At 64.1% G+C, this 24,734-nt stretch carries 27 protein-coding genes; 8 read left to right on the top strand and 19 right to left on the bottom strand.

Annotated elements, in window-relative coordinates; all coding sequences use genetic code 11:
* The first annotated feature begins 133 nt into the window (after positions 1 to 133).
* The 6 genes from INS93_RS10710 to INS93_RS10735 all read left to right on the top strand — a co-directional run bounded on the left by INS93_RS10710 (position 134) and on the right by INS93_RS10735 (position 6,858).
* The gene (locus INS93_RS10710) at positions 134 to 1,405 is read left to right on the top strand and encodes a glycerate kinase type-2 family protein (RefSeq protein WP_192981711.1); all 1,272 of its coding nucleotides are present in this window, start codon (positions 134 to 136) and stop codon (positions 1,403 to 1,405) included.
* Positions 1,402 to 2,817 carry a pyruvate kinase gene (gene pyk / locus INS93_RS10715; protein ID WP_192981714.1) on the top strand — a complete coding sequence of 472 codons (1,416 nt, stop codon included), beginning with the start codon at positions 1,402 to 1,404 and terminating at the stop codon, positions 2,815 to 2,817. Before INS93_RS10710 ends, pyk begins: the two co-directional genes overlap by 4 nt.
* 211 nt (positions 2,818 to 3,028) lie before the next feature.
* Positions 3,029 to 3,943, top strand: coding sequence for an urea transporter (locus INS93_RS10720; RefSeq protein WP_192981716.1), 915 nt, complete (start codon positions 3,029 to 3,031; stop codon positions 3,941 to 3,943).
* Between the two features lie 36 nt (positions 3,944 to 3,979).
* Entirely contained in the window at positions 3,980 to 4,363 is a 384-nt protein-coding gene (locus tag INS93_RS10725) for a hypothetical protein (protein ID WP_192981718.1), read from the top strand.
* Between the two features lie 87 nt (positions 4,364 to 4,450).
* A complete protein-coding gene (locus INS93_RS10730) occupies positions 4,451 to 5,317 on the top strand; it encodes an ion transporter (protein WP_192981720.1) in 867 nt (288 codons plus the stop codon).
* Positions 5,318 to 5,400: 83 nt separating this feature from the next.
* A complete protein-coding gene (locus INS93_RS10735; protein WP_192981731.1) occupies positions 5,401 to 6,858 on the top strand; it encodes an SLC13 family permease in 1,458 nt (485 codons plus the stop codon).
* Between the two features lie 110 nt (positions 6,859 to 6,968).
* On the opposite strand, the gene INS93_RS10740 is transcribed toward INS93_RS10735, so the two are convergent.
* The 10 genes from INS93_RS10740 to ccmA form a co-directional block, all read right to left on the bottom strand.
* Entirely contained in the window at positions 6,969 to 7,295 is a 327-nt protein-coding gene (locus INS93_RS10740; protein WP_192981734.1) for a hypothetical protein, read from the bottom strand.
* Positions 7,292 to 8,503, bottom strand: a complete 1,212-nt coding sequence (gene ccmI / locus INS93_RS10745) for a c-type cytochrome biogenesis protein CcmI (RefSeq protein ID WP_192981737.1) — start codon at positions 8,501 to 8,503, stop codon at positions 7,292 to 7,294. Before ccmI ends, INS93_RS10740 begins: the two co-directional genes overlap by 4 nt.
* Entirely contained in the window at positions 8,500 to 8,988 is a 489-nt protein-coding gene (locus INS93_RS10750; protein WP_192981740.1) for a cytochrome c-type biogenesis protein, read from the bottom strand. The genes ccmI and INS93_RS10750 overlap by 4 nt, the downstream gene beginning before the upstream one ends.
* Entirely contained in the window at positions 8,985 to 9,524 is a 540-nt protein-coding gene (locus tag INS93_RS10755; protein ID WP_093050903.1) for a DsbE family thiol:disulfide interchange protein, read from the bottom strand. The genes INS93_RS10750 and INS93_RS10755 overlap by 4 nt, the downstream gene beginning before the upstream one ends.
* Entirely contained in the window at positions 9,521 to 11,494 is a 1,974-nt protein-coding gene (locus INS93_RS10760) for a heme lyase CcmF/NrfE family subunit (RefSeq protein ID WP_192981743.1), read from the bottom strand. Before INS93_RS10760 ends, INS93_RS10755 begins: the two co-directional genes overlap by 4 nt.
* Positions 11,491 to 11,976, bottom strand: a complete 486-nt coding sequence (gene ccmE, locus INS93_RS10765) for a cytochrome c maturation protein CcmE (protein ID WP_192981745.1) — start codon at positions 11,974 to 11,976, stop codon at positions 11,491 to 11,493. Before ccmE ends, INS93_RS10760 begins: the two co-directional genes overlap by 4 nt.
* Positions 11,973 to 12,149, bottom strand: a complete 177-nt coding sequence (gene ccmD / locus INS93_RS10770; protein ID WP_021489619.1) for a heme exporter protein CcmD — start codon at positions 12,147 to 12,149, stop codon at positions 11,973 to 11,975. The genes ccmE and ccmD overlap by 4 nt, the downstream gene beginning before the upstream one ends.
* A complete protein-coding gene (locus INS93_RS10775; protein ID WP_192981747.1) occupies positions 12,146 to 12,901 on the bottom strand; it encodes a heme ABC transporter permease in 756 nt (251 codons plus the stop codon). Before INS93_RS10775 ends, ccmD begins: the two co-directional genes overlap by 4 nt.
* A gap of 94 nt (positions 12,902 to 12,995) precedes the next feature.
* Complete coding sequence (gene ccmB / locus INS93_RS10780; RefSeq protein WP_003460796.1) at positions 12,996 to 13,667, bottom strand: heme exporter protein CcmB; 672 nt, start codon at positions 13,665 to 13,667, stop codon at positions 12,996 to 12,998.
* Positions 13,664 to 14,308 (bottom strand): cytochrome c biogenesis heme-transporting ATPase CcmA, encoded by a 645-nt coding sequence (gene ccmA, locus INS93_RS10785; protein ID WP_192981750.1) that lies wholly within the window; start codon positions 14,306 to 14,308, stop codon positions 13,664 to 13,666. Before ccmA ends, ccmB begins: the two co-directional genes overlap by 4 nt.
* Positions 14,309 to 14,536: 228 nt before the next feature.
* Here ccmA and INS93_RS10790 point away from each other — a divergent pair, with 228 nt between their 5' ends.
* Together INS93_RS10790 and INS93_RS10795 are read left to right on the top strand one after the other, a co-directional pair.
* Positions 14,537 to 16,066, top strand: a complete 1,530-nt coding sequence (locus INS93_RS10790) for a flagellar hook-length control protein FliK (RefSeq protein ID WP_192981752.1) — start codon at positions 14,537 to 14,539, stop codon at positions 16,064 to 16,066.
* A complete protein-coding gene (locus INS93_RS10795; protein WP_160017643.1) occupies positions 16,063 to 16,404 on the top strand; it encodes an EscU/YscU/HrcU family type III secretion system export apparatus switch protein in 342 nt (113 codons plus the stop codon). Before INS93_RS10790 ends, INS93_RS10795 begins: the two co-directional genes overlap by 4 nt.
* Here INS93_RS10795 and INS93_RS10800 read toward each other — a convergent pair.
* The 9 genes from INS93_RS10800 to INS93_RS10840 form a co-directional block, all read right to left on the bottom strand.
* Entirely contained in the window at positions 16,385 to 16,828 is a 444-nt protein-coding gene (locus INS93_RS10800; protein ID WP_192981755.1) for a rhodanese-like domain-containing protein, read from the bottom strand. The genes INS93_RS10795 and INS93_RS10800 overlap by 20 nt on opposite strands.
* Positions 16,829 to 16,972: 144 nt before the next feature.
* Complete coding sequence (locus tag INS93_RS10805) at positions 16,973 to 17,395, bottom strand: DUF2802 domain-containing protein (RefSeq protein WP_192981758.1); 423 nt, start codon at positions 17,393 to 17,395, stop codon at positions 16,973 to 16,975.
* 3 nt (positions 17,396 to 17,398) lie between these two features.
* Positions 17,399 to 17,878, bottom strand: coding sequence for a chemotaxis protein CheW (locus INS93_RS10810; protein WP_003243242.1), 480 nt, complete (start codon positions 17,876 to 17,878; stop codon positions 17,399 to 17,401).
* Between the two features lie 95 nt (positions 17,879 to 17,973).
* Positions 17,974 to 18,786, bottom strand: a complete 813-nt coding sequence (locus INS93_RS10815) for a CheW domain-containing protein (protein ID WP_192981761.1) — start codon at positions 18,784 to 18,786, stop codon at positions 17,974 to 17,976.
* A gap of 86 nt (positions 18,787 to 18,872) precedes the next feature.
* Positions 18,873 to 19,661, bottom strand: coding sequence for a ParA family protein (locus INS93_RS10820; RefSeq protein ID WP_192981763.1), 789 nt, complete (start codon positions 19,659 to 19,661; stop codon positions 18,873 to 18,875).
* An 82-nt stretch (positions 19,662 to 19,743) separates the two neighbouring features.
* Positions 19,744 to 20,553: a flagellar motor protein MotD gene (gene motD / locus INS93_RS10825; RefSeq protein WP_192981766.1), complete on the bottom strand. Its 810-nt coding sequence runs from the start codon at positions 20,551 to 20,553 to the stop codon at positions 19,744 to 19,746.
* Positions 20,554 to 20,565: 12 nt separating this feature from the next.
* Positions 20,566 to 21,306, bottom strand: coding sequence for a flagellar motor protein (locus tag INS93_RS10830; protein ID WP_017679181.1), 741 nt, complete (start codon positions 21,304 to 21,306; stop codon positions 20,566 to 20,568).
* Positions 21,307 to 21,331: 25 nt separating this feature from the next.
* On the bottom strand, positions 21,332 to 22,465 hold the full coding sequence (locus tag INS93_RS10835; RefSeq protein ID WP_192981768.1) for a protein-glutamate methylesterase/protein-glutamine glutaminase: 1,134 nt from the start codon (positions 22,463 to 22,465) through the stop codon (positions 21,332 to 21,334).
* A gap of 45 nt (positions 22,466 to 22,510) precedes the next feature.
* A complete protein-coding gene (locus INS93_RS10840) occupies positions 22,511 to 24,730 on the bottom strand; it encodes a chemotaxis protein CheA (protein WP_192981770.1) in 2,220 nt (739 codons plus the stop codon).
* Between the last annotated feature and the right edge of the window lie 4 nt (positions 24,731 to 24,734).

Raw genomic sequence — 24,734 nt, forward strand, 5'->3', positions numbered from 1 at the left:
ACGCTCTGCGTGGCATGCATCCCGTGACGCTCCGCGTCACACAACAGCAGACGCCTTAGCGTCTCGCAGGGCGTTACCACGCGGAGCGTGGGAACGATCATCCAGTGTCACCCCAGAACAAGAGAACACCGCCATGACCTTTGACCCGCAACGCCTGCTGCGCGACCTGTTCGCCACCGCCATCGCTGCCGCGCATCCGCGCCAGGTGCTGGCCGACCACCTGCCCGCGGACCGCAGCGGCCGCGTCATCGTCATCGGCGCCGGCAAGGCTGCTGCGGCAATGGCCGAGGTGATCGAGCAGGAATGGCAAGGCGAGGTCAGCGGCCTGGTGGTGACCCGCTACGAGCACGGCGCCGACTGCCAGAAGATCGAAGTGGTGGAGGCCGCACACCCGGTACCGGACGATGCCGGCGAGCGCGTCGCGCGCCGCGTGCTGGAATTGGTGTCGAACCTCAGCGAGGACGACCGGGTGATCTTCCTGCTCTCCGGCGGCGGCTCCTCGCTGCTGGCGTTGCCGGCAGAAGGCATCAGCCTCAAGGACAAGCAGGCGATCAACAAGGCGCTGCTCAAATCCGGCGCCACCATCGGTCAGATGAACTGCGTGCGCAAGCACCTCTCGGCGATCAAGGGCGGTCGCCTGGCCAAGGCCTGCTGGCCGGCCACCGTCTACACCTACGCCATCTCCGACGTACCCGGCGACGAAGCCACGGTGATCGCCTCCGGCCCCACCGTGGGCGACCCGACCACCTCGGCCGAAGCCCTGGCGATTCTTGCCCGCTATGCCATCGACATTCCGGCCAACGTGCGCGCCTGGCTGGAAGACCCACGCTCGGAAACGGTCAAGCCGGGCGATCCGGTACTCGCCCGCAGCCACTTCCAGCTGATCGCCACGCCGCAGCAGTCGCTCGACGCCGCCGCAGCCAAAGCCGAAGCGGCCGGTTTCCCGGTGCTGATTCTCGGCGATCTGGAGGGCGAGTCGCGCGACGTGGCCAAGGTGCATGCCGGCATCGCACGCCAGGTGCAACTGCATGGCCAGCCGATCAAGCCGCCGTGCGTGATTCTCTCTGGCGGCGAAACCACCGTCACCGTGCGCGGCAATGGCCGTGGCGGGCGCAACGCCGAATTCCTCCTCAGCCTCACCGAGAGCCTCAAGGGCCTGCCCGGCGTCTATGCGCTGGCCGGCGACACCGACGGCATCGACGGCTCCGAAGACAACGCCGGCGCCATCATGACGCCCTACAGCTTCGCCCGCGCCGGCATCAAGGGCCTGTCCGCCCGCGACGAACTGGACAACAACAACGGCTATGGCTACTTCGCCGCCCTCGACGAGCTGATCGTCACCGGCCCGACCCGTACCAACGTCAACGATTTCCGCGCCATTCTGATTCTCGAGAAAACCCAATGAACGCCGACAAGAAAGTGAAGATCCTCGCCACCCTCGGGCCGGCGATCCGAGATGCCGCGCATATCCGCCAACTGGTGGAAGCCGGGGTCAACCTGTTCCGCCTCAACTTCAGCCATGGCGAGCACGCCGACCACGCCCAGCGCTACCAGTGGGTGCGCGAGGTGGAGCGCGAGCTGAACCAGCCCATCGGCATCCTCATGGACCTGCAGGGGCCGAAGCTGCGCGTCGGCCGTTTCGCCGAAGGCAAGGTGCAGCTGGTCAACGGCCAGAGCCTGCGCCTGGACCTGGACGCCACGCCCGGCGACGCCAGCCGGGTCAACCTGCCCCACCCGGAAATCATCGAGGCCCTGCAGCCGGGCATGAGCCTGCTGCTGGACGACGGCCGCCTGCGCCTGAAAGTGACCGCCAAGCAGAATGATGCCGTAGACACCTGCGTCATCGCCGGTGGCGAGCTGTCCGACCGCAAGGGCGTCAACGTGCCCGAGGCGGTGCTGCAACTGTCGCCTCTGACTGACAAGGATCGCCGCGACCTGGCCTTCGGTCTGGAGCTGGGCGTGGACTGGGTGGCGCTGTCCTTCGTGCAGCGCCCGGAAGATATCGTCGAAGCCCGCGAGCTGATCGGCGGCAAGGCCTTCCTCATGGCCAAGATCGAGAAACCCTCGGCGGTGATCCACCTGGAAGAAATCGCCAAGCTGTGCGACGCCATCATGGTCGCGCGCGGTGACCTGGGCGTGGAAGTGCCGGCCGAGAACGTACCGCGCATCCAGAAGGATATCGTGCGCACCTGCCGCCAACTGGGCCGCCCGGTGGTGGTCGCCACGCAGATGCTCGAATCCATGCGCTTCTCCCCGGCGCCGACCCGCGCCGAGGTCACCGACGTGGCCAACGCCGTAGCCGAAGGCGCCGATGCGGTGATGCTCTCGGCTGAAACCGCCTCCGGCGACTACCCGCTGGAAACCGTGCAGATGATGAGCAAGATCATCCGCCAGGTGGAAACCGGCCCGGACTACCAGAGCCAGCTCGACGTCGGTCGCCCGCAGGCCGAGGCCACCGCCAGCGACGCCATCAGCTGCGCTATCCGCCGTATCAGCTCGATTCTGCCGGTCGCGGCATTGGTCAACTACACGGAATCCGGCAGCTCCAGCCTGCGCGCCTCGCGCGAGCGGCCCAAGGCGCCGATCCTCAGCCTGACGCCGAGCCTGACCACGGCACGGCGCCTGACCGTGGCCTGGGGCATCTACTCGGTGGTCAACGAGCGCCTGCGCAAGGTCGAGGAGGTCACCAGCACCGCGCTGGAGATCGCCCAGGCCCAGGGCATGGCCCAGCGCGGCGAAACCGTGGTGATCACCGCCGGCGAACCCTTCGGCCAACCCGGCAGCACCAATAGCCTGAGGATCGAAACGCTGCATTGACTCGCCTCGTAGCCCGGATGAAATCCGGGGGAATGCTCGACTCCTGCTTCCCGGATTTCATCCGGGCTACGCGCGGTATTGATTCGCAGGGTGTCGCGGGGTCGCCCAGGCCGTGCGCACCCTACACGACTCCTCCAAGCGACACGGACGGCTCCCCTCTCCCGCTTGCGGGATAGGGGCTGGGGGAGAGGGCTCTCTTGGCACATACATCATGCCTCCACTACCAACCTCACACCCTGCCCTGCAAGGCCTGCGCGCCCTGCTCAGCGGCTTCGCCCAGATCTTCCTGCAACAGCATCCCGGCTGCGGCCTGCTGGTGCTGCTGGCCATCCTCATCGGCGCACCTGAACTGCTGGGCGGCGCCCTGCTCGGCGGCCTGACCTCGATGCTGATCGCGCAATACCGCGGCTACCCGCCTACCGACATCGCCATCGGCCTGTACGGCTACAACGGCATCCTGCTCGGCCTGCTGCTCAGCCTGAAACTGCCATGGACACCGCTGCTGCCCGTGCTGATCATCGCCAGCGCAGCTCTGTCCAGCCTGCTGCTGGCCCCCTGGATGCGGCGCATGCGCAAACATGGCTGGCTGCCTGCCTTCACCTTTCCCTTCGTGCTGCTGGGTTGGCTGTTGCTGGCTCTGCTCGCTCAGTTGGAGCTGCCAGCTGCACCAGCAGCCAGCGCGCCCGAAGTGCCGGAGCTGAACCTCCTGCAACTGATACTCGCCGTGCTGCGCGGCCTGGGCCAGGTGATCTTCCTCGACTCACCATTGGCCGGTCTGTGCCTGCTGCTCGGCTTGCGCCTGGCCGATGGCCGCATGGCGCTGTGGGCGCTGCTGGGTTCCAGCGGCGGCTTCGCCCTGGCGATTTTCCATGGTTGGCCCAGCGATGGTGCCCTCACCGGCCTCTACGGCTACAACGCCACCCTCGCCGCCATCGCCCTGGCCCAGGTGCACCGCAGCCCACTGGTACCGGCCCTCGGCATTCTGCTCGCCCTGTTGCTGCAGCCCGGCTTCAGCGCGCTGGACCTACCCGCCCTGACCATGCCCTTCATCCTCGCCTGCTGGCTGATCAGGGCCGGTGCACAAAGTTGGCAAAAGGCAGTCAAGGACAGCACGCCGACGATCTAGAATCGCGCAACGGACTACAAAGCGAGCGCGCAGAACATGGACAGACGAATTCTCGGCCTCAGCTTGCTACTGGCAACCGCTACGACCGGCGCAGAGTCAATCCCCAGCCTGATCGGCCCGGTCAGCCATATCGTGGTGATCGAAGATGGACTCGGCCCGGAGCAAGAAAACTGCCAGAGCTTCAAGGTCAACGAAGCAATGGTCGCCGATTTCCTGCGTCACGCCCTCCTCATCACCCATCGCCAGGAACACGACTGGTATCTCTACGGCCCCTGCCAGGCCCATGGCACCTTGAGCACCCGTTACGGTGAATGGCACTGGCAACTACTCAATCTGGGCACCGCGCGGATCACAGCGGTCACCGGTGAAACCTTCGTGCTCGGTGATCCGCGGGAGGAGTCGTCGCTGGAAGGGGATTGAGAACAGAGCAGCAAGCACAACCACGGCCTTGCCCTCACTCCGCCTTACTGCCTACGCTGTGCCCTTTCGCCTGATTTGGACCTTGCCATGGAAAACCGGCAGAGCTGGCGCCAGCGCCTTTACATCATCATTTTCGAAACCAGCACGCCGGCAGCGCAGCGTTTCGATAACTGGCTGCTGGTGGCGATTCTCGCCAGCCTGGTGGTGGTGATGCTCGACAGCATCGAGCGCTTCCACAACCAGTACGCCGATGTGTTCGGCGCGCTGGAGTGGTTCTTCACCGCGCTGTTCGCCATCGAGTACGGCCTGCGCCTCTATAGCTCGCCCAAACCGCTGCGCTATGCCTTCAGTTTCTTCGGCCTGGTGGATCTGCTGGCGGTGCTGCCGGCCGTTCTGGCGTTGGTGTTCGCCGATGCGCAGTACCTGATGATCGTTCGCGTCATCCGCATGATCCGCATCTTTCGCGTGCTCAAGCTGCGCCAGTACCTGACGCAGGCCAACTTCCTGCTGGTGGCACTGCGCGGCAGCAAGCAGAAGATCGTGGTGTTTCTGGTCAGCGTCTCGACCCTGGTCACGGTGTTCGGTGCCTTGATGTACGTCATCGAAGGCCCGGCCAACGGCTTCACCAGCATTCCTACCGGCATCTACTGGGCGGTGGTGACGCTGACCACCGTTGGCTTTGGCGATATCACGCCGAAGACGCCCATCGGCCAGATGCTGGCCACGATGGTGATGATCACCGGCTACTCGATCATCGCCGTACCGACAGGCATCTTCACCGCCGAGCTGGCCAACGCCATGCGCCAGGACGGGCTGATGGAGCATGACTGCCCGCATTGCCGAAAGAACCGCCACGAGCACAGCGCGGCGTTCTGCAGTCGCTGCGGTGGACCTCTGTTCAGCAGACAGGCCGAGCCGTCATCATCGGCGCAAAGCCCGCCTGAAACAGACTGAAGCAAAACCGATCGACCACCGCGTGGTCATAAAGTCGCCCTGTGGGCTATAAAGCCCGACTTTTTAGCTGAAGGAAGCGCGCCATGGCCGTTACCACCAATGAATCCACGGCACCTGCCAAGGCTGCCTGGATTGGCCTGATTCTGGGCCCCTTGCTACTGCTCGTCTGCCTGGTCACCGAACCACCAGCCGGTCTCTCCAGCACCGCCTGGGCCACCATCGGCCTGACCCTGCTGATGGCCACCTGGTGGTCGACCGAAGCCATTCCGATCCCGGCCACTTCGCTGCTGCCGATCCTGCTGATCCCGGCACTGGGCATCGACAGCCTCAACGCCGCGACCGCGCCCTACGCCAACCCGACCATCTACCTGTTCCTCGGTGGTTTCGTCCTGGGCCTGGCTATGGAGCGCTGGAACCTGCACAAGCGCATCGCGCTGATGACGCTGCTGGCCATGGGCAGCAAGCCGAGCAGACAGATCGCCGGGTTCATGATGGCCACGGCATTTCTCAGCATGTGGGTGAGCAACACCGCCACCACCATCATGATGCTGCCCATCGGCCTTTCGGTGATCGGCATGCTCACCAGCGAGCAGAGCACCGGCGAAGCCGACCGTGAGCGCTTCGCCACCGCACTGCTGCTGGCAATTGCCTATGCCGCCAGTGTCGGCGGTATCGCAACACTGATCGGCACACCGCCGAATGCCTTGCTGGCCGCCTTCCTCGCCGACAACTACGACGTGCAGATCGGCTTCGGCCAGTGGATGCTGTTGGGCGTGCCGGTGGCGGTGATCATGCTGGCGTTCATCTGGTGGTGGCTGACCCGTGGCGGCTTCAACCTGGCCGGGCATGACAGCACGCAGCTGATTCGCAGCGAGCTGGCCGAACTCGGCCCACTGAGCCGTGGCGAGAAGCTGGTGGCGCTGGTATTCGTGGTCACCGCACTGGCCTGGGTATTCCAGCCGTTGATCTCCGGCTGGGTGCCCGGCGTCAATGACACCAGCATCGCCATCGCAGCGGCGATGGCACTGTTCATGATCCCGGTGGACGTCAAGCAGCGCGTGTTTCTGATGAACTGGGAAAGCGCCAGCAAACTGCCCTGGGGCGTGCTGTTGCTGTTCGGCGGCGGCCTGTCGCTGGCCGGCGTGATTCGCAGCACCGGCCTGGCCGAATGGATCGCACAGAGCCTTGGCGCACTGAGTGCGCTGCCGGTGATCGCGATGATCGGCGTGGTGGTGCTGGTGATCATCTTCCTCACCGAAGTCACCTCCAACACGGCCACCGCTGCCGCCTTCCTGCCGCTGCTGGGGGCACTGGCCGTGGCCCAGGGCATGCCGGCCGAGCTGCTGGCGATTCCAGCTGCCATCGCTGCCAGCTGCGCCTTCATGATGCCGGTGGCGACGCCGCCCAATGCCATCGTGTTCGGCACCGGGCACATGAAGATACAGTCGATGATCAAGGCGGGCTTCGTCCTCAACCTGTTCGGTGTGGTGCTGGTGACGCTGATCTGCTACCTGCTGGTGGGCATGATCTGGGCGCACTGAGCCTGGCTCGCACCAACAAGAACGGCGCCTTCGGGCGCCGTTTTCATATGCGGTTGTAGGGCGGGTGCAACCCGCCAGGCCGATTGGCGGGTTTCACCCGCCCTACGAGATCAGCGGTTCTGGTACTGGCGAAACAATCCCGGCGGGATGCCCGAGCTGTCGGTTTCCTTCCACGGCCCGCCGGCTTGCGACGACCAGCTCCAGCCGCCGTCCCAGCGGTAGAAGATGCGCTCGCGGTAGTACAGATCACGTGCGCCTTCGACCACATAGACGCCCAGGCCCGGGTTCCAGTGGCTCTTCACCCCAGGCGGTGGCGCGTAGCGCGGGTGCGAGGGCTGCTGCACCGGCGGCAGTTCGCCGACCGGTGCACTCGATTGCTGCAATACGCAGCCACTCAGGCCAAGCCCGAGTGCGCAGGCCAGCACCAAACGCTTCACTGGGCCTGCCCGTCGCGGCTGTCGATCAGCAGCGCCTGAACGTCACGGGAGGTGTTGGCAACCGGGCCGATCTGGCCGGTCCATTCGCCCTGGGTGGCGTTACCTGCGCGGGATACACGCGCCACCAGTTGCACCTGGTCGAATCGGGAAATCTTCAGTTCGGGCATCATCGCATCCACATCGGAAAGGCTGATCTGCACCGGCAGGTCGGAGACCTTCAGGCGCTTGACCGCCAGCGGCATCGGCGGGCCACTGAGTGCGCGGGCGAATACGAATACGGCATCGTCCGGCCGAACATTCTGCTGCACATCAGGTGACAGCGATACGCGGACCTCCAGCGCGTGCACCTTGACGCTCGGCTCGGCAGCCGCGCTGGGCTGCTCGCCCTCGCCCATCTGCTGACGGGCGCGTTCGATACCGCCGGCGATGGCCGCACGCGACGGGTCCTGCTCCGGCAGCACGGCGACCAGGCGTTCCCAGTAATTCACGGCATCGGCATAGCGCTGGCTTTCATAGGCGGCGATGCCGAGCAGGCCGAGGCTGGTGACCTCTTGCGGATCGGCCTTCAACGCTTCGTCGGTGAGCGCCTGCATCTGCTCGCTCCACTGCTTGCCTTCGGCGAAGTAAAGCGCCTGCGCCCATTGGCCGAGTAGCTCCGGGGCGCGCCCGGCGATCTCCACGGCGCGCTCGAACGCCTTGGCGGCATCGCCGGCACGCTCCTGCGCCATATAGGTACGACCGAGGAAGTACCAGGCCTCGGCAGACTCCGGCTGTTGCTGCACGGTCTGCTCCAGGCGCGCGGTCATCTCCTCGATGCTTTGCGGCTGCGCAGCGGCCATTTGGCGAGTCTGTACGACCTCATCGACAGCGCCCCAGTGCAGATAAAGGGCCACACCCAGCACCGGCACCAGCAGCGCCGAGATCAGCGGAATCTTGCCGCCAAGCACGCTGCTGCGGCGCTGCACGCCTTCGGTGTCATCCAGCAGTTCGCGCGCCGCCTCGGCGCGACCGGCCTCCATCTGCGCATCATCGAGCACACCAGCCTGGCGCTGGGTTTCCAGCTCCTGCAGGCGCTCCTGATAGAGGGTGACGTTGAGTGCGGTGCGGTCTTCTTCGGCCTGCAGCTTGCGAATACGCAGTACCGGAATCAGCAGAAACGCCAGGGCAGTCAGCAACAGCAGCCCGGCGGGCAACCAGAAATCGATCATCGGTCTTTCTTGTCCTGAGAGGCTTGTTCGAGCAGTGCGGCGAGGCGCGCCTGCTCATCGACGGAGAGGCCGGCAGCCGAGCGGTCCTTGTTCTGACCACGGCGGCGCAGGACGATCACCCCGAGCACGGCGAAACCTATGACCAGCAGGCCGGCCGGGCCGTACCAGAGCAGCAGCGTGCGGCTGGTCAGCGGCGGTTTGTAGAGCACGAAATCGCCGTAACGCGAGACCAGGAAATCGATGATTTCCTCGTTGCTCTTGCCCTCTTCGAGCATGCGGTATATCTCGCCTCGCAGATCCATGGCGATCGGCGCATCGGAGTCGGCGATGTTCTGGTTCTGGCACTTCGGGCAACGCAGCTCTTCGATCAGATTGCGATAGCGCTGACGCTCGGCCTCGTTGGCGAACTCGAAGGTATCGATGGCGGCATGCGCGCTGGCCAGCAGGCCCAGCGCCAGACCGGCAGAAATCAGCAGACGCTTCATGGCTGGGCCTCGTCGACCAGTTGCTGGTAAATCGGCGCCAGCTTCTCGCGCCAGACGCGCTCGTCGATGGTGCCGACGAACTTGTGACGGATGATGCCCTTGGCATCGACGAAGAAGGTCTCCGGCGCGCCGTACACACCCAGGTCCAGGCCCAGGCTGCCCTTGGCGTCCTCGATGTTGAGCTGATAGGGGTTGTGCAGGTCGCGCAGCCATTTCTGCGCCGGCTCGCGCTTGTCCTTGTAGTTGACCCCATGGATCACCACACCGGCCTCGGCCAGCTTGTTCAGCACCGGATGCTCGTGGCGGCAGGCCGGGCACCAGGTGGCCCAGACGTTGACCAGCGCAGGTCGACCCTTGATGTCGGCCTCGCTGAGGGTGCGCTCGGGATCATCCAGCGACGGCAGACTGAAGGCCGGGAACGGCTTGCCGATCAGCGCCGAGGGCAGTTCGGACGGATCGAGGAACAGGCCGCGATAGAGGAAGACGGCAATCGCCAGAAAGGCCAGCAGCGGCAACAGCAGGAGCAAGCGTCTCATGCGCTGGCCTCCTGCATGCCCAGGGCTTCACGCACGCGGGTTCTGACCTTGATGCGGTAGCGCTTGTCGGCCGCAGCGAGCAAGCCGCCGAAGCCCATCAGCAACGCGCCCAGCCAGATCCAGCGGACGAAAGGCTTGATGTGCACACGCACCGCCCAGGCGCCCTGCTCCAGCGGCTCGCCGAGGGCGACGAACAGATCGCGGGTGAAGCCGGCATCGATGCCCGCCTCGGTCATGGTCGCCTGCTGCACGGTGTACAGGCGCTTCTCCGGGTACAACACACTGATCTGCCGCTCGCCGTCGAATACTCGCACCGTGCCCTTGTCGGAGATGAAGTTGGGGCCTTCATGATGCACGGCGCCGTCGAACTGGAAGCGGTAGCCGCCCAGCTCCACCGACTCACCCGGCGCCATGCGCAGATCGCGCTCGTAGCTGCCGAGACTGGTGAGCACCACTCCCAGGGCGCACACGGCGAAACCGAAGTGCGCCATCTGCATGCCCCAGTAGCTGCGGCCCAGGCTCGGCAGGCCCTTGATCAAGCCCTTGTGGCGCGTCTTGTCGAGAATGTCGCGCACGCCTGCCAGGATAACCCAGAAGGCCAGCAGGCAAACGGCCAGGACGGCCCAGCTGAAATCGCCGTGCAGGAAGGTGGCAACTACCGCCAGCACCACGCTGGCCACCAGCACCGGCGTCAGCATGCTACCCAGCCATTTCAGCGGGGTGTCCTTCCAGCGCACCAACACGCCGACACTGATCACGGCCATCAGCAGTGCCATCAGCGGCAGGAACAGCGCGTTGAAATAAGGCGGGCCGACCGACAGCTTGGCGCCGGTCAGCGCGTCGAGCACCAGCGGGTAGAGCGTGCCGAGCAGGATCATCGCGGCCGATACCACCAGCACGATGTTGTTGACCAGCAGCAGCGTCTCACGCGACCACAGGCCAAAGCCGACCTGGCTCTTGACCACCGGCGCGCGCACGGCAAACAGCGCCAGTGAACCGCCTACCACCACCAGCAGGAAGGCGAGGATGAACACGCCGCGCTCCGGATCGGTGGCGAAGGCGTGTACCGAGGTCAGTACGCCGGAACGCACCAGGAAGGTACCCAGCAGGCTCAGGGAGAAGGCCGCGATGGCCAGCAGCACGGTCCAGCTCTTGAACACACCGCGTTTTTCCGTCACAGCCAACGAGTGAATCAAGGCGGTGCCTACCAACCAGGGCATGAAGGACGCGTTCTCTACCGGGTCCCAGAACCACCAGCCACCCCAGCCCAGTTCGTAGTAGGCCCACCAGGAGCCAAGGGCGATACCGATGCCGAGGAATGCCCAGGCGACGATGGTCCAGGGCCGCGACCAGCGCGCCCAGGCAGCGTCCAGCTTGCCGCCGAGCAAGGCGGCAATGGCGAAGGCGAAGGCCACCGAGAAACCGACGTAGCCCATGTACAGCATCGGCGGATGCACAATCAGGCCGAAGTCCTGCAGCAAGGGGTTGAGGTCGCGGCCATCGGCCGGCGCGTTCGGCAGCAGGCGCTCGAAGGGGTTTGAGGTGACGATCAGAAACAGCAAAAACCCGACGCTGATCATGCCCATCACCGCCAGCACACGGGCGAGCATCTCTTCCGGCAGGTGGCGCGAGAAGATCGCCACGGCAAAGGTCCAGCCCGCCAGGATCAGCGCCCACAGCAGCAAGGAGCCTTCGTGCGCGCCCCATACCGCGCTGAACTTGTAGTACCAGGGCAGCGCGCTGTTGGAGTTGTTCGCCACGTAGGCGACGGAGAAGTCGTCGACCATGAAGGCATAGGTCAGGCAGATGAAGGAAAACAGCAGGAAGGCGAACTGACCCCAGGCGGCCGGCTGAGCCAGGCTCATCCACTGGTGGTCACCACGCCAGGCACCGATCAGCGGCAGTGTCGCCTGCACCAGGCATAGGCACAGCGCCAGGATCATCGCCAGATGGCCGAGCTCGGGGATCATTGTGCGCTCTCCTGCTGATAGCCTTTTGCGGCTTTGGCCTCATTGTGCTTCTGCATCATTCCGCTTTTTTCCAGCGCCTGCATGACTTCAGGCGGCATGTAGTTCTCGTCGTGCTTGGCCAGCACCTCGTCGGCCACCAGCACGCCCTCGGCATTGACCCGGCCCAGGGCGACGATGCCCTGACCTTCACGGAACAGGTCCGGGAGGATGCCGTGATAGCGAATGGTCACGCCGTGGGCGCCATCAGTGACGACGAAGTCGACTTCCAGGGTATCAGCGGAACGCTTGACGGAGCCCTCTTCCACCAGGCCGCCGGCACGAATGCGAGTGTCGACCGGCGCCTCGCCGGTGGCGATCTGGCTGGGGGTGTAGAACAGGTTGATGTTCTCCTGCAGCGCGGTCAGCGCCAGCGCCACGGCGATACTGACGCCGCAGAGAATGGCCAGAACGATATACAGGCGTTTCTTGCGAACCGGATTCACTTCGACTTCTCCCGACGCAAACGGCGCGCCTCGTCTTGCAGGTAACGGCGGCGCGCCAGGATCGGCAGCACCACATTCAACGCCAGGATCGCCAGGCTGATACCGTAGGCGCTCCAGACATAAGGGCCATGGGTACCCATGGCGAGAAACTCGGAGAACGACGCGAAACTCATGCCTTGCCCTCCACCAGGGTCTGCACTTCGGCTTTCACCCAGCTACTGCGTGCTTCGCGCTTGAGCACTTCCAGACGCATGCGATAAAGCAACACGGCGCCGAAGAAGCAGTAGAAACCCAACACCGCGAGCAGCAGCGGCAGCCACATTTCCATCGGCATCGCCGGCTTTTCGGTGATCTTGAAGGTGGCGGTCTGGTGCAGCGAATTCCACCACTCCACCGAGTACTTGATGATCGGGATATTGATCACGCCGACGATGGCCAGCACGGCGCAGGCCTTGGCGGCGCTGTCACGGTTGCTGATGGCATTGCCCAGGGCGATGACGCCGAAGTAGAGGAACAGCAGGATCAGCATCGAGGTCAGGCGCGCGTCCCACACCCAGTAGGTGCCCCAGGTCGGTTTGCCCCAGATGGCGCCGGTGAGCAACGCGATGGCGGTCATCCAGGCGCCGATGGGAGCGGCCTGCTGCAAGGCGACGTCGGCCAGCTTCATCTTCCATACCAGCCCGACCAGCCCGGCAATGGCCAGGGTCACGTAAATCGACTGGGCGAGGAAGGCCGCCGGAACGTGGATGTAGATGATGCGGAAGCTGTTGCCTTGCTGGTAATCCGGCGGTGCGAACGCCAGGCCCCAGATCAGGCCTGCGGCGATCAGCACCACGGCAGCGATGCTGAGCCAGGGCAGCCAGCGGCCGCTCATCTCATAGAACCACTTGGGCGAACCCCACTTGTGAAACCACGTCCAGTTCATTCAGTCGACTCATCATCTACACGTAGCCCGGACACAATCCGGGGAGGCTATCGAGAGCTCCCGGATTGCATCCGGGCTACATCACGGTTCGTTCTTATTCGCCGACACTGATGGTCAGACCGGCGGCAATCGCAAAAGGTGTCAGGGTCACCGCCAGGGCAGTGAGGCTCGCCAGCCACAACAGGTGGCCGCTAGCCGGCAGTCCTTGCAAGGCCGCCTGCAGCGCCCCGCTGCCAAGAATCAGCACCGGGATGTACAGCGGCAGGATCAGCAGCGCCAGCAGCAGGCCGCCGCGCTTGAGACCAACGGTGAGCGCCGCGCCCACCGCACCGAGCAGGCTCAGCACCGGGGTGCCGAGCAGCAGGGAAATCAGCAGTACCGGCAGGCAACGCCCAGGCAGACCGAGCATCAGCGCCAGTACAGGCGCCAGCAAAACCAGCGCCAAACCACTGAAAAGCCAGTGTGCCAGCACCTTGGCCAACACCAGAAGAGGCAGGGGGTGCGACGAAAGGACCCACTGCTCAAGCGAACCATCCTCGAAATCACTGCGGAAAAGCCCGTCCAGCGAGAGCAGCACGGCCAAAAGCGCTGCGACCCAGACCAGGCCCGGAGAAAGGGTTTGCAACAATTGCGTCTCTGGCCCCACCGCCAGAGGGAACAGTGCGATGACGATGGCAAAGAACACCAGCGGGTTGGCCAGGTCGGACGGACGACGAGCAAGCAAACGCATTTCGCGCGACAACAGCTGAGTGAAGACGTTGCTCATGCGGCGTGCTGCCCCAGATCCAGATCGCGATAAGTCGCCGGCTTGTGCTGCAGGCTGTGGTGAGTGGTCAGCACCACCACACCGCCACGCTCGCAATGACCGGCCAGGTGCGCTTCGAGTTGCGCCACACCGCTCTTGTCCAGCGCAGTGAACGGTTCATCGAGCACCCACAGAGGCGGCGTATCGGCCAGATACAGGCGTGCCAGGGCGACACGGCGCTGCTGGCCGGCCGACAGGGTATGGCAGGGAACATCCTCGAAACCGCGCAGGCCGACCGCCTCCAACGCCTGCCAGACCGCTTCGCGACTGGCCGGGCGATGCAACGCGCAGAGCCAGGCAAGATTCTCTTCGGCAGTCAGCAGTCCCTTGATACCGGCGGCATGGCCGATCCACAGCAGATTGCGTGCCAGCTCGCTGCGTTGCTCGGCCAGGGGCTGGCCCTGCAGGAAGATATTGCCGGAAGTCGGCTGACGCAGGCCCGCGATAAGCCGCAGCAGGCTGGTCTTGCCGCTGCCGTTGGGGCCGCTGATCTGCAACATGTCGCCTGGTTGCAGGGCGAAATGCAGCTGCTCGAAGAGCATGCGCCAGTCCCGCTCACAGCTGAGCGCCACGGCTTCGAGAAGGGGAACAGGACGGGTCATCGATACCTGGCAGGGTTAAAGTCGACGGTGCTCCGGCCGCTATACTGACGCGTGCCGGAAGTGCGCTGCGCAACGGGCCGGCATTATACATGTCGCATCACTGTCCCCGCAGTCAGCATTTTCGACAGGGTGTTAATCGCGTAGGGTGTGCCATGCGCACCAGCAGTCGAAACCGGTGCGCATGGCGCACCCTACGGCACCGCACAGGACGGAGCTTCACGAAAGCCCATGAGCGAAATCAGCAGCCCACGCCCGCTTCCCCCTTCCGTGCCGGTGATCCGCAACACTGCGACCGCAGCAGACATGGCCGTGCGCCTGTTACAGCCGCTGGAGGGCATGCTGGCGGCCGGCGAAAGCGCCAAGGCCGAAGTCGTGGCGATTCGCGAGCAGGCGCAAAGCTTTCAGTTGCTACTCAAGCTGACCCTCGCAGGTGGCAAACAGGCGACTCTGCAAGCCGAAAGCCCCAGGCCACTGGCCCAGGGTAGTGCGCTGGTGGTCACCGCCCTGTCGGATACTCGCCTGGCGCTGGCCTTGCAAGCGGGCGGCGACAAGCCGCTGACCAGTCTCGACCTGCAGCAACTGCCGCCAGGTACATTGGTCCAGGGCAAAGTGGTCAGCCGCGACGCGTTGCCGCCGCAGGGCGCGCAGACGCTCTACCGCCTGGTGGTGAACCTGCTCAATACCCCGCTCGCCGGCAGCCAATTGGCGCTCGACAGCCCGCTGGCCCTGCCGCTCGGCAGCCTGCTCAGCGCCCAGGTGCAGGGTAGCCAGAGCCTCGCCTTCCTGCCGCTCAGCGGCCGCCTCGATCAATTGGTGCTGGGCCAGCAACTGGCAGCCCAGCAGAATCGCCAGGCGTCGCTGGAGGGCTTGTTCAAGGGCCTGCAGAAGCTGAGCGGCGGCGATGAAGCGCTGCGCGGCAGCATCGACAAACTGCTTGGCGCACTCCCCGACAGCACCCAGTTGAGCACCGCCAAAGGCCTGGCGCAGGCACTCGAAGGCAGCGGTGTGCTGCTCGAAGCCAAACTGCTGCAGGGACAGACCGGCACATTGCCGCAGGATCTGAAGGCCAACCTGCTGCGCCTGATCGCCCAGCTGATGCCGCAATTGCCGGGCGCCTCAGGCCCCCTTGCCGGCCTGCAGAACGCTCTCAATCAGAACCTGCCCAACCTGGCCCGACAACTGCTCGGTGCAGGTGCTACCGGCTCGGCGCGCCAGCAGGCACTGACCTTTCCCCTGCCCTCGCGCTTGCTGCAGAACATGGATGACGAGGCAGACCTTGAAACCCTGCTGAAGCTCGCCGCTGCAGCCGTTTCACGACTGCAGACTCACCAGCTGTCGAGCCTGGCGCAAACCCAGGTCGACGCCAACGGCAACCTGCTGACCACCTGGCAGTTGGAACTGCCCATGCGCCATCAGCAGGAGGTGATTCCCCTGCAGCTCAAACTGCAACGCGAGGACAGCGGCAAGGCGGAAAAAGCGGAACAGAAGGAAACGCTCTGGCGCGTGGAACTGGCCTTCGACCTCGATCATCTTGGCCCGCTACAGGTTCGTGCTCAACTGCTACGCGGCAACCTCTCCAGCCAGTTATGGGCCGAACGCGCCGACACCGCTTCGCTGATCACCGCCGAACTGGGTACCCTGCGTGAGCGCCTGCAAGCCGCAGGTCTGGAGGTGGGCGAGCTGGCCTGCAGCCAGGGCATGCCGCCGCAAGGGCCGAAAACCTCGCTGGAGCAACGCTGGGTGGATGAAACCGCATGAGCCGCAAGCCGCAGTCCGAAGCGCGTCAGGCCATCGCCCTCAACTACGACGGGCAAAACGCGCCGATACTCAGCGCCAAGGGCGATGACGAACTGGCCGAAGCCATTCTCGCCATCGCTCGCGAATACGAAGTACCGATTTATGAAAATGCCGAGTTGGTGCGTCTGCTGGCGCGCCTGGAGCTGGGCGACGCCATTCCGGAAGCACTGTATCGCTGCATTGCAGAGATCATCGCCTTCGCCTGGCACCTGCAAGGCAAGGCCCCGCCGGGTTTCGAGGCCGACAAAGAGCGCGACGTCACCCCGCCGCTTCCCCTGCTCAAGGGGCCGGCAAACTGAGCGCCAGCCGTTCGTTGGCGCTGCCCTTGCTGCTTGGCATATCGAACAACTGCCAGGCAAAGTAACCGCCACGAAAATAGAACACACGGGTAAAACCCCAGCCAACTGCCTGCTCGACCGCGACGGCACTCTGCGCGCACACCTCACTGTCGCAGTAGATGACCAGGGGCACCTCGCGCGGCCACGGCACCTGCGCCAGAGCTGCAAAGTGCCCGCGCAGGTCGAGATGAATGGCACCCTCGACATGCCCCCAACCCCACTCGCGGGCCGGCCGTACATCGATGAACAGTGCGCCATGGTCGTGCAGGTGCTTGGCCTGCATGACGTTGACGGTGGTCGCACCCGCAACCTGCAGCGGCGCCTCCTGGGCAACCAGGGGCTGGCAGAGCAGCCAGCCAACGAGAAACACAACCAGACGATGCATGACCAATCCCCCGTGACGACCACAGCCGGACGAACCACTGCCTTCTATCAGCGTAGATGGGCGCACAGGGACGCTAGGATTGATTGCGCAGGCGGCAGGGCCTGCTAAGAACGCGCTCGACTATGCGTCAAGGCGCAAGGACGGCTATTGCGACTGGCCTGTCTTGGGTGTGTGCAGGCGGCTGATCAGTTCGGCCTCGGCCTTGCTCAGGCCACAGGACTGGGTCAGGTCATCGACGCTGGCGCCCATGCCTACCAGGCGCGCAGCCTGGGTGAACGACAGACTGCTGGGGTCGCGCTGTTCGATCTGGCTGACCTTGTCCGGCAGCGGCGCCACCACACGGCGCAACTCATGCAGCTCTTCGCCCATGCGAATGCTGCCGGTCAGGTAGGCGTCGAGACGTTTGCTCAGCTCCCTGATCCGTGTATCGCGCACGGCGTCACGCTTGGCCTGCTCGGCCAGCAGTCGCTGCTGGTTGCGATACAGGCCTTGGCAGACGATGCCAAGTGCCACGCATAGCAGCGCCACGAAGGTCAGGGCCGCGGCAAGCATGGCGAACTCGGACATGGCTCAGATGCTCTCCAGCTCCGACCACTCTTCCTCGGACATCATCTTGTCCAGCTCGACCAGGATCAGCAGCTCGCCGTTCTTGTTGCACACGCCCTGGATGAACTTGGCCGACTCGTCGTTGCCGACGTTCGGTGCGGTCTCGATCTCTGACTGACGCAGGTAGACCACTTCGGCCACGCTATCGACCAGGATGCCGACCACTTGCTTGTCCGCTTCGATGATGACGATACGGGTGTTGTCGGTGACCGGCGCCGAGCCCAGGCCGAAACGCTGGCGGGTATCGATCACGGTGACCACATTGCCGCGCAGGTTGATGATGCCCAGCACATAGCTCGGAGCTCCCGGTACCGGGGCGATCTCGGTGTAACGCAGGACTTCCTGCACCTGCATCACGTTGATGCCGTAGGTCTCGTTGTCCAGGCGAAAGGTCACCCACTGCAGAATCGGATCTTCGGCACCTTGTGCAGAACTTTTCTTCATGTCCCTAGCCTCATCAAAAACCGCTCAGTGCGGCATGCGCGGGTCGACCCGCTTGTCATCAACTATAGAGCCCGTTGGCACAGGCTCACCAATTCTCAATGCAGCTTTCCGCCATTCAGGCGCTTCGCCCCGCCGCTGGCGATCAGCTCGGCCAGTGCCGCCACGTCGAGCAGCGCGCACATGTGCTCGATCACCGTGCCGGCCAACCAGGGACGCTGGGTACGCTGACTGCGCCACTTGACCTCGCTCGGGTCCAGGCGAATCGAACGGCTGACCCGATGCACCGACAGTCCCCACTCGTAGCCCTGCACCGAAATCACGTACTGCAGGCCCTCGCGGAAGTCCTCGCGGTAACGGTCCGGCATCACCCAACGGGCGGTATCCAGTACCTTCAGGTTACCGGCCTGGCTCGGCAGGATGCCAAGAAACCAATCCGGCTGACCGAACAGCGGCGTCAGCTCCTGGCCTTCGAGCGGGTAGATCGAGCCCAGGCAAATCAGCGGCACGGCCAGGGTCAACCCGGCAACGTCGAACAGCAGGCATTCGAACGGCTCCTCGGCCCAGGCAGGGCGACCATCGGCCAGCAGAGCAGCCGGCGGCGGCACCTGTTCGGCAGCGGGAGCAGGCTCTGGCGGCGCCTTGTCGATGACCGGAGCCTGTATCGGCGCGAGCAATTCAATCGGTGCAACGTCCGCCTGTACCTGCGGTTCGACCACGGTGGCCAGTGCGACGGGCGCTACCGGCTCGACCAGTCGCGCATCACGCACCTGCTCTTCGAGCACGGCGGCCTCGAACTCGTCGAGACTGACGGACATCTCCAGTTCGGCAGCAGCCTCCTGCAGCAGCCCGTCGAGGTAGGACTGCAGGGCCAGCTGGGAACGCGTGGCGGTGGCGAGGTTACGACTCATGACTGGAACCCGGAATAAGATCTTGACAGCCTATCGGCCGCTGCATGCTCCGACTTGAGTGTCGCAGTTCAACACAGACGCTCATTTCAAGCCACCTGCGCCGCCGGCTGATGACTCAGCAGATGCTTGAGCAGCGCACGATAGGCGATCACCCCACGACTGCCCGCATCGAACTGCGAAGGCGTGCGCCCTGCCCGGCTGGCATCACGCAAGCGCGTATCGACCGGAATATAGGCCGGCCACAGGTGCTCGGGATAGGTATTGCGCAACACCCGCAGCGTGCTCATGGACGCCTGGGTACGACGGTCGAACAGCGTCGGCACGATGGTGTAGGGCAACGCCTGCTTGCGCGAACGATTGATCATGGCCAGCGTGGTGATCATCCGCTCCAGGCCCTTGACCGCAAGGAACTCGGTCTGCACCGGAATCACCAGTTGCTGGCTGGCGGCCAGGGCGTTGACCATCAGCACGCCGAGCAATGGCGGGCTGTCGATGACGGCGTGATCGAAATCTTCCCACAGCTGCGCCAGGCTCTTGGCGATCACCAGACCCAGGCCACTCTGCCCCGGCGACTGGCGCTCGAGCGTGGCCAGCGCGGTGCTCGACGGCAACAGGGCGATATTCTCGTGACTGGTGCTGTGCAACAACTGCCGGGGCAGGCCTTGCGGCACGTTGCCCTGGTGCAGGAACAGGTCGAAGCAACTGTGCTCCAGCGCATCGGGGTCATGACCGAAGTAACTGGTCATCGACCCATGCGGATCGAGATCGACCACGACCACACGCTTGCCGGCATCGGCCAACAGGCCTGCCAGGGCGATGGAGGTGGTGGTCTTGCCGACCCCACCCTTCTGATTGGCTACTGCCCAGACTTTCATCTTCTCTCATCCTCCCGGCAAGAGGCGCTCAGGCCGAGAATGGCTGTCGCCTGCACGCAGCAGGCGACTGGGATTTGACGGCTCACGACTGTGGAACCCCCGACGCAGACGCTGGTGCAGGTTGCGTGCCAGCCTCCGACTGCTGGGTCGCGGCACTGCCAGCGCCACGTCGCGTGTCGAGGTTGCGCGAAATCACCAGCACGACCCGGCGATTACGCCCCCTGCCCTCGGCAGTGGCATTGTCCGCCACCGGCTGGAACTCACCGTAGCCGACGGCCGCCAGACGTGAAGGGTCGACGCCATCCATGGCCAACATGCGCACGATGCTCGCCGCCCGCGCCGAAGACAACTCCCAGTTGGTTGGGTATTGAGGGGTCTGGATCGGCAGGTTGTCGGTGAATCCCTCCACCTTGACCGGATTCTGATAAGGCGCCAGGATTTTGGCGACCTTCTCGATGATGTCGAATGCCTGGTTGTTCGGAATGGCATCACCACTGGGAAACAACAGGCTGGAGCTGAGCTCGATCTCGATCCACATCTCGTTGCCGCGCACGGTCAGCTGATCACTCTTGATCAGTTCGCCAAAGACCTCGCGTACGCTGGAGGCAATGCTCTGCAGGGTCGAATCCGAGCTGGGGTCGTCCATCGAGGTGTTATCCGGCTCGCTGGTGCGCGGCCGTTCCTCACCGACCGGAATCGGCTTGATCGAGCGATCGGGCTGATTGAACACACCGGTCAGCGACTCCGAGAGGATCTTGTACTTGCCTTCGTTGATCGAAGAGATCGAATACATCACCACGAAGAAGGCGAAGAGCAAGGTAATGAAGTCCGCATAGGACACCAGCCAGCGCTCGTGATTTTCGTGCTCGTCATGATGCCGCCTGCGCGCCATGCCATACCTCCATCAGTCCATGAAGCCTTGCAGCTTCAGTTCGATAGAGCGCGGGTTTTCACCCTCGGCGATGGACAGGATGCCTTCGAGGAGCATCTCGCGGTAACGCGACTGGCGCAGAGCGATTGATTTGAGCTTGTTGCCTGCCGGCAGCAGCAGCAGGTTGGCGAAACCAACGCCGTAGATGGTAGCGACGAACGCCACGGCAATACCGCTGCCGAGCATGCTCGGGTCAGCCAGATTGCCCATCACGTGGATCAGGCCCATCACCGCACCGATGATGCCAATGGTCGGTGCATAGCCGCCCATGCTCTCGAACACCTTGGCGGCCTGGATATCGCGCGCCTCCTGAGTGTAGAGATCAACTTCCAGAATGCTGCGAATGGATTCCGGCTCGGCGCCGTCGACCAGTAACTGCAGGCCCTTGCGCGCATAGGGGTCAGGCTCGGCATCAGCTACCGCTTCCAGACCGAGCAGGCCTTCCTTGCGCGCCACCATGCTCCACCCGGTCACGCGATTGATGCCGCCGACCAGATCGATACGCGGCGGGAAGAAGATCCAGCGCATGATGCTCATGGCACGCTTGAACACCTGCACCGGTGCCTGCAGAAAGGCCGCGCCCAATGTCCCGCCGATGACGATCAGCGCCGCCGGACCGTTGAGCAAGGCCCCAGCATGGCCGCCTTCGAGATAATTGCCGCCCAGAATGGCAACGAACGCCAGAATGACGCCAATAAGGCTCAGTACATCCATGCGCATGCTTCCGACTTAGCGTCCGTCACTGGCAGGCCTCGGTCAGGTGCCGGCCGATGTCATCCAGGCCGTAGACCGCATCCGCCAGATTGGCTTTGACCACGGCCATGGGCATGCCATAGATCACGCAACTGGCCTCGTCCTGAGCCCACACCTGGCTGCCGCCCTGCTTGAGCAGGCGCGCGCCCTCACGACCGTCGGCGCCCATGCCCGTCAGCACCACGGCCAGTACCTTGTCGCCATAGGACTTGGCGGCGGAGCCAAAGGTGATATCGACACAGGGTTTGTAGTTGAGGCGTTCGTCCCCCGGCAGGATTCTTATCGCACCGCGCGCATCGACCATCATCTGCTTGCCACCAGGAGCCAGCAACGCAAGGCCTGGGCGCAGGATATCGCCGTCCTCGGCTTCCTTGACCTGAATGCGGCACAGCTTGTCCAGGCGCTCGGCGAACGCCTTGGTGAAGGCTGCCGGCATGTGCTGGATCAGAACCAGCGGCGCCGGAAAATTGGCCGGAAGCTGGGTCAACACGCGCTGCAGCGCCACCGGGCCACCGGTCGAGGTGCCGATGGCCACCAGCTTGTAGGCCTTGCGCTTGGGCGCAGGCGATGCGGAGGCAGCGCCACCGGCCGCTGACGCAGGTCGCGCAGGAACAGCAGGGGCCGTGGCAGGTCGCGCCGAAACGGCTGGACGAGTCGTCGGCGCCGCACTCGGACTAGCCGCAGTCGGCGCCGGAGCCACTGCGGCCGAACTGAAACGGCGATTGCTGCGAGCGATGCTGTGCACCTTCTCGCACAGCATCTGCTTGACCTTTTCGGGGTTGCGCGAGATGTCTTCGAAGTTCTTCGGCAGGAAATCCACCGCACCCGCATCCAGCGCATCGAGCGTGACGCGGGCGCCTTCATGCGTCAGAGAGGAGAACATCAGCACCGGTGTCGGACAGCGCTGCATGATGTTCCGCACCGCGGTGATGCCATCCATCATCGGCATCTCGTAATCCATGGTGATCACGTCGGGCTTGAGCGCCAACGCCTGATCGATGGCTTCCCGCCCATTGGTGGCCGTGCCCACGACCTGAATACTGGGGTCAGCAGACAGAATTTCCGACACGCGGCGACGGAAGAAACCGGAGTCGTCCACCACCAAGACCTTGACTGCCATACACACTCCTAGACGGCGTGGACCTCGGGTCCACGCCGCGAAACATCAGAAACGTCGAGCGTAGCGCTTGAGCATGCTCGGTACGTCGAGAATCAACGCGATGCGTCCGTCGCCCGTGATCGTGGCACCGGACATTCCGGGCGTGCCTTGCAGCATCTTGCCCAGTGGCTTGATTACCACTTCTTCCTGGCCGACCAGTTGATCGACGACAAAGCCGATGCGCTGACTGCCAACGGTGAGAATCACCACATGGCCTTCGCGCTGACCTTCATGGAAGGCCTGTGGGACCAGCCAGCGCTTGAGATAGAACAGTGGCAGCGCCTTGTCGCGCACGATCACCACTTCCTGACCATCGACCACGTTGGTGCGCGACAGGTCGAGATGGAAGATCTCGTTGACGTTGACCAGCGGGAAAGCGAAGGCCTGGTTCTCCAGCATCACCATCAGCGTCGGCATGATCGCCAGGGTCAGCGGCACCTTGATGATGATCTTCGAGCCCTGGCCTTTCTGCGAGAACACGTTGACCGTGCCATTGAGCTGGGAAATCTTGGTCTTCACCACATCCATGCCGACACCACGGCCAGACACGTCGGAAATCTCGGTCTTGGTCGAGAAGCCCGGGGCGAAGATCAGGTTGTAGCATTCGAACTCGTTGAGACGATCAGCTGCGTCCTTGTCCAGCAGGCCCTTCTCCACGGCCTTGGCACGCAGCACGTCGGCATCCATGCCTTTGCCGTCATCGGTGATCGACAGCAGGATATGGTCGCCTTCCTGCTCGGCGGACAGCACCACGCGCCCTGCACGGGCCTTGCCGCTCTTCTCGCGTTCTTCCGGCGTTTCCACACCATGATCGACGGCGTTGCGCACCAAGTGCACCAACGGGTCAGCCAGGGCCTCGACCAGGTTCTTGTCGAGATCGGTTTCTTCGCCAACCAGCTCGAGGTTGATTTCTTTCTTGAGGTTACGCGCCAGATCGCGGACCAGACGCGGGAAACGGCCGAACACCTTCTTGATCGGCTGCATCCGGGTCTTCATCACCGAGGTCTGCAGATCGGCCGTGACCACATCGAGGTTCGATACCGCCTTCGACATGGCCTCGTCGCCGCTGTTCAGGCCCAGACGCACCAGACGGTTACGCACCAGCACCAGCTCGCCGACCATGTTCATGATCTCGTCGAGGCGCGCAGTGTCGACCCGTACGGTGGTTTCCGCTTCGCTCGCGGCCGATGCCTTTTCGGCAGCGGGCGCCGGCGCGGCAGCAGCACGAGCAGCAGCAGGCTCAGCCTTGGCTGCTGCGGGTTTGACAGGTGCAGCGGCCTTGGGCGCTGCTGCAGGTTTAGCCGCAGCGGCAGGCGCGGGCGCCGGCTCAGCGGGCGGCACGAACTTGCCCTTGCCGTGCAATTGATCGAGCAACGATTCGAACTCGTCGTCGGTGATCTCATCACCCGCCGGAGCGAGCGCTGCAGCAACGGCTGCAACCGGAGCTGCGGCTTCGGCCGTGGCCGAGAACTGGCCCTTACCATGCAGTTGATCGAGCAGCGCTTCGAATTCATCGTCAGTGATGTCATCGCCTGCCGGTGCGCCAGCAGGCACAGAAGCAACTACCGCAGCGGCGGGCGTTTCGACCGTACCGGCGAACTGGCCTTTGCCGTGCAACTGATCGAGCAGCGACTCGAACTCGTCATCGGTGATCTCGTCGCTGGCACTGGTCTGCGCACTCGGGGCGGCAGCCGGCGCTTCACCCAACGCGTCGAGCAGTTGCTCGAACTCGCTGTCGGTGATGTCGCCTGCGGGAGCGGAAGGCGCAGCCGGCTGAGGCACCGGCGCGGGTTTCGCTTCGGCTTGCTGCACGGGCTCAGGAGCCGCTTCGGCGCCGCCCGGTTCAGCCAGGCGAGCCAGTGCCGCCAGAAGTTCAGGCGATGCGGGCGTCGGCTCGCGACGCTCACGCACTTCGCCAAACATGCCATTGACTGCATCAAGAGCCTCGAGCACCACATCCATCAGCTCCGAATCGACGCGACGCTCACCCTTGCGCAGGATGTCGAAGACGTTTTCGGCGATATGGCAGCACTCCACCAGCTCGTTGAGCTGGAGGAAACCCGCTCCGCCCTTGACGGTATGGAAACCGCGAAAGATGGCGTTGAGCAGGTTCATGTCGTCCGGTCGGCTTTCCAGCTCGACTAACTGTTCGGACAACTGTTCGAGAATCTCGCCGGCCTCTACCAGGAAATCCTGGAGGATCTCTTCATCGGCGCCGAAGCTCATATTT

The sequence above is a fragment of the Pseudomonas sp. EggHat1 genome, from assembly GCF_014892995.1.
Taxonomy (GTDB): Bacteria; Pseudomonadota; Gammaproteobacteria; order Pseudomonadales; family Pseudomonadaceae; genus Aquipseudomonas; species Aquipseudomonas chaetocerotis.

Bases quoted from the DNA above. Each gene is read 5' to 3' on its own strand.
- INS93_RS10710 (WP_192981711.1), top strand. From the start codon at position 134: ATGACCTTTGACCCGCAACGCCTGCTGCGCGACCTGTTCGCCACCGCC.
- pyk (WP_192981714.1), top strand. From the start codon at position 1,402: ATGAACGCCGACAAGAAAGTGAAGATCCTCGCCACCCTCGGGCCGGCG.
- INS93_RS10720 (WP_192981716.1), top strand. From the start codon at position 3,029: ATGCCTCCACTACCAACCTCACACCCTGCCCTGCAAGGCCTGCGCGCC.
- INS93_RS10725 (WP_192981718.1), top strand. From the start codon at position 3,980: ATGGACAGACGAATTCTCGGCCTCAGCTTGCTACTGGCAACCGCTACG.
- INS93_RS10730 (WP_192981720.1), top strand. From the start codon at position 4,451: ATGGAAAACCGGCAGAGCTGGCGCCAGCGCCTTTACATCATCATTTTC.
- INS93_RS10735 (WP_192981731.1), top strand. From the start codon at position 5,401: ATGGCCGTTACCACCAATGAATCCACGGCACCTGCCAAGGCTGCCTGG.
- ccmI (WP_192981737.1), bottom strand. From the start codon at position 8,503: ATGATCGATTTCTGGTTGCCCGCCGGGCTGCTGTTGCTGACTGCCCTG.
- INS93_RS10750 (WP_192981740.1), bottom strand. From the start codon at position 8,988: ATGAAGCGTCTGCTGATTTCTGCCGGTCTGGCGCTGGGCCTGCTGGCC.
- INS93_RS10755 (WP_093050903.1), bottom strand. From the start codon at position 9,524: ATGAGACGCTTGCTCCTGCTGTTGCCGCTGCTGGCCTTTCTGGCGATT.
- INS93_RS10760 (WP_192981743.1), bottom strand. From the start codon at position 11,494: ATGATCCCCGAGCTCGGCCATCTGGCGATGATCCTGGCGCTGTGCCTA.
- ccmD (WP_021489619.1), bottom strand. From the start codon at position 12,149: ATGAGTTTCGCGTCGTTCTCCGAGTTTCTCGCCATGGGTACCCATGGC.
- INS93_RS10775 (WP_192981747.1), bottom strand. From the start codon at position 12,901: ATGAACTGGACGTGGTTTCACAAGTGGGGTTCGCCCAAGTGGTTCTAT.
- ccmB (WP_003460796.1), bottom strand. From the start codon at position 13,667: ATGAGCAACGTCTTCACTCAGCTGTTGTCGCGCGAAATGCGTTTGCTT.
- ccmA (WP_192981750.1), bottom strand. From the start codon at position 14,308: ATGACCCGTCCTGTTCCCCTTCTCGAAGCCGTGGCGCTCAGCTGTGAG.
- INS93_RS10790 (WP_192981752.1), top strand. From the start codon at position 14,537: ATGAGCGAAATCAGCAGCCCACGCCCGCTTCCCCCTTCCGTGCCGGTG.
- INS93_RS10795 (WP_160017643.1), top strand. From the start codon at position 16,063: ATGAGCCGCAAGCCGCAGTCCGAAGCGCGTCAGGCCATCGCCCTCAAC.
- INS93_RS10800 (WP_192981755.1), bottom strand. From the start codon at position 16,828: ATGCATCGTCTGGTTGTGTTTCTCGTTGGCTGGCTGCTCTGCCAGCCC.
- INS93_RS10805 (WP_192981758.1), bottom strand. From the start codon at position 17,395: ATGTCCGAGTTCGCCATGCTTGCCGCGGCCCTGACCTTCGTGGCGCTG.
- INS93_RS10810 (WP_003243242.1), bottom strand. From the start codon at position 17,878: ATGAAGAAAAGTTCTGCACAAGGTGCCGAAGATCCGATTCTGCAGTGG.
- INS93_RS10815 (WP_192981761.1), bottom strand. From the start codon at position 18,786: ATGAGTCGTAACCTCGCCACCGCCACGCGTTCCCAGCTGGCCCTGCAG.
- INS93_RS10820 (WP_192981763.1), bottom strand. From the start codon at position 19,661: ATGAAAGTCTGGGCAGTAGCCAATCAGAAGGGTGGGGTCGGCAAGACC.
- motD (WP_192981766.1), bottom strand. From the start codon at position 20,553: ATGGCGCGCAGGCGGCATCATGACGAGCACGAAAATCACGAGCGCTGG.
- INS93_RS10830 (WP_017679181.1), bottom strand. From the start codon at position 21,306: ATGGATGTACTGAGCCTTATTGGCGTCATTCTGGCGTTCGTTGCCATT.
- INS93_RS10835 (WP_192981768.1), bottom strand. From the start codon at position 22,465: ATGGCAGTCAAGGTCTTGGTGGTGGACGACTCCGGTTTCTTCCGTCGC.
- INS93_RS10840 (WP_192981770.1), bottom strand. From the start codon at position 24,730: ATGAGCTTCGGCGCCGATGAAGAGATCCTCCAGGATTTCCTGGTAGAG.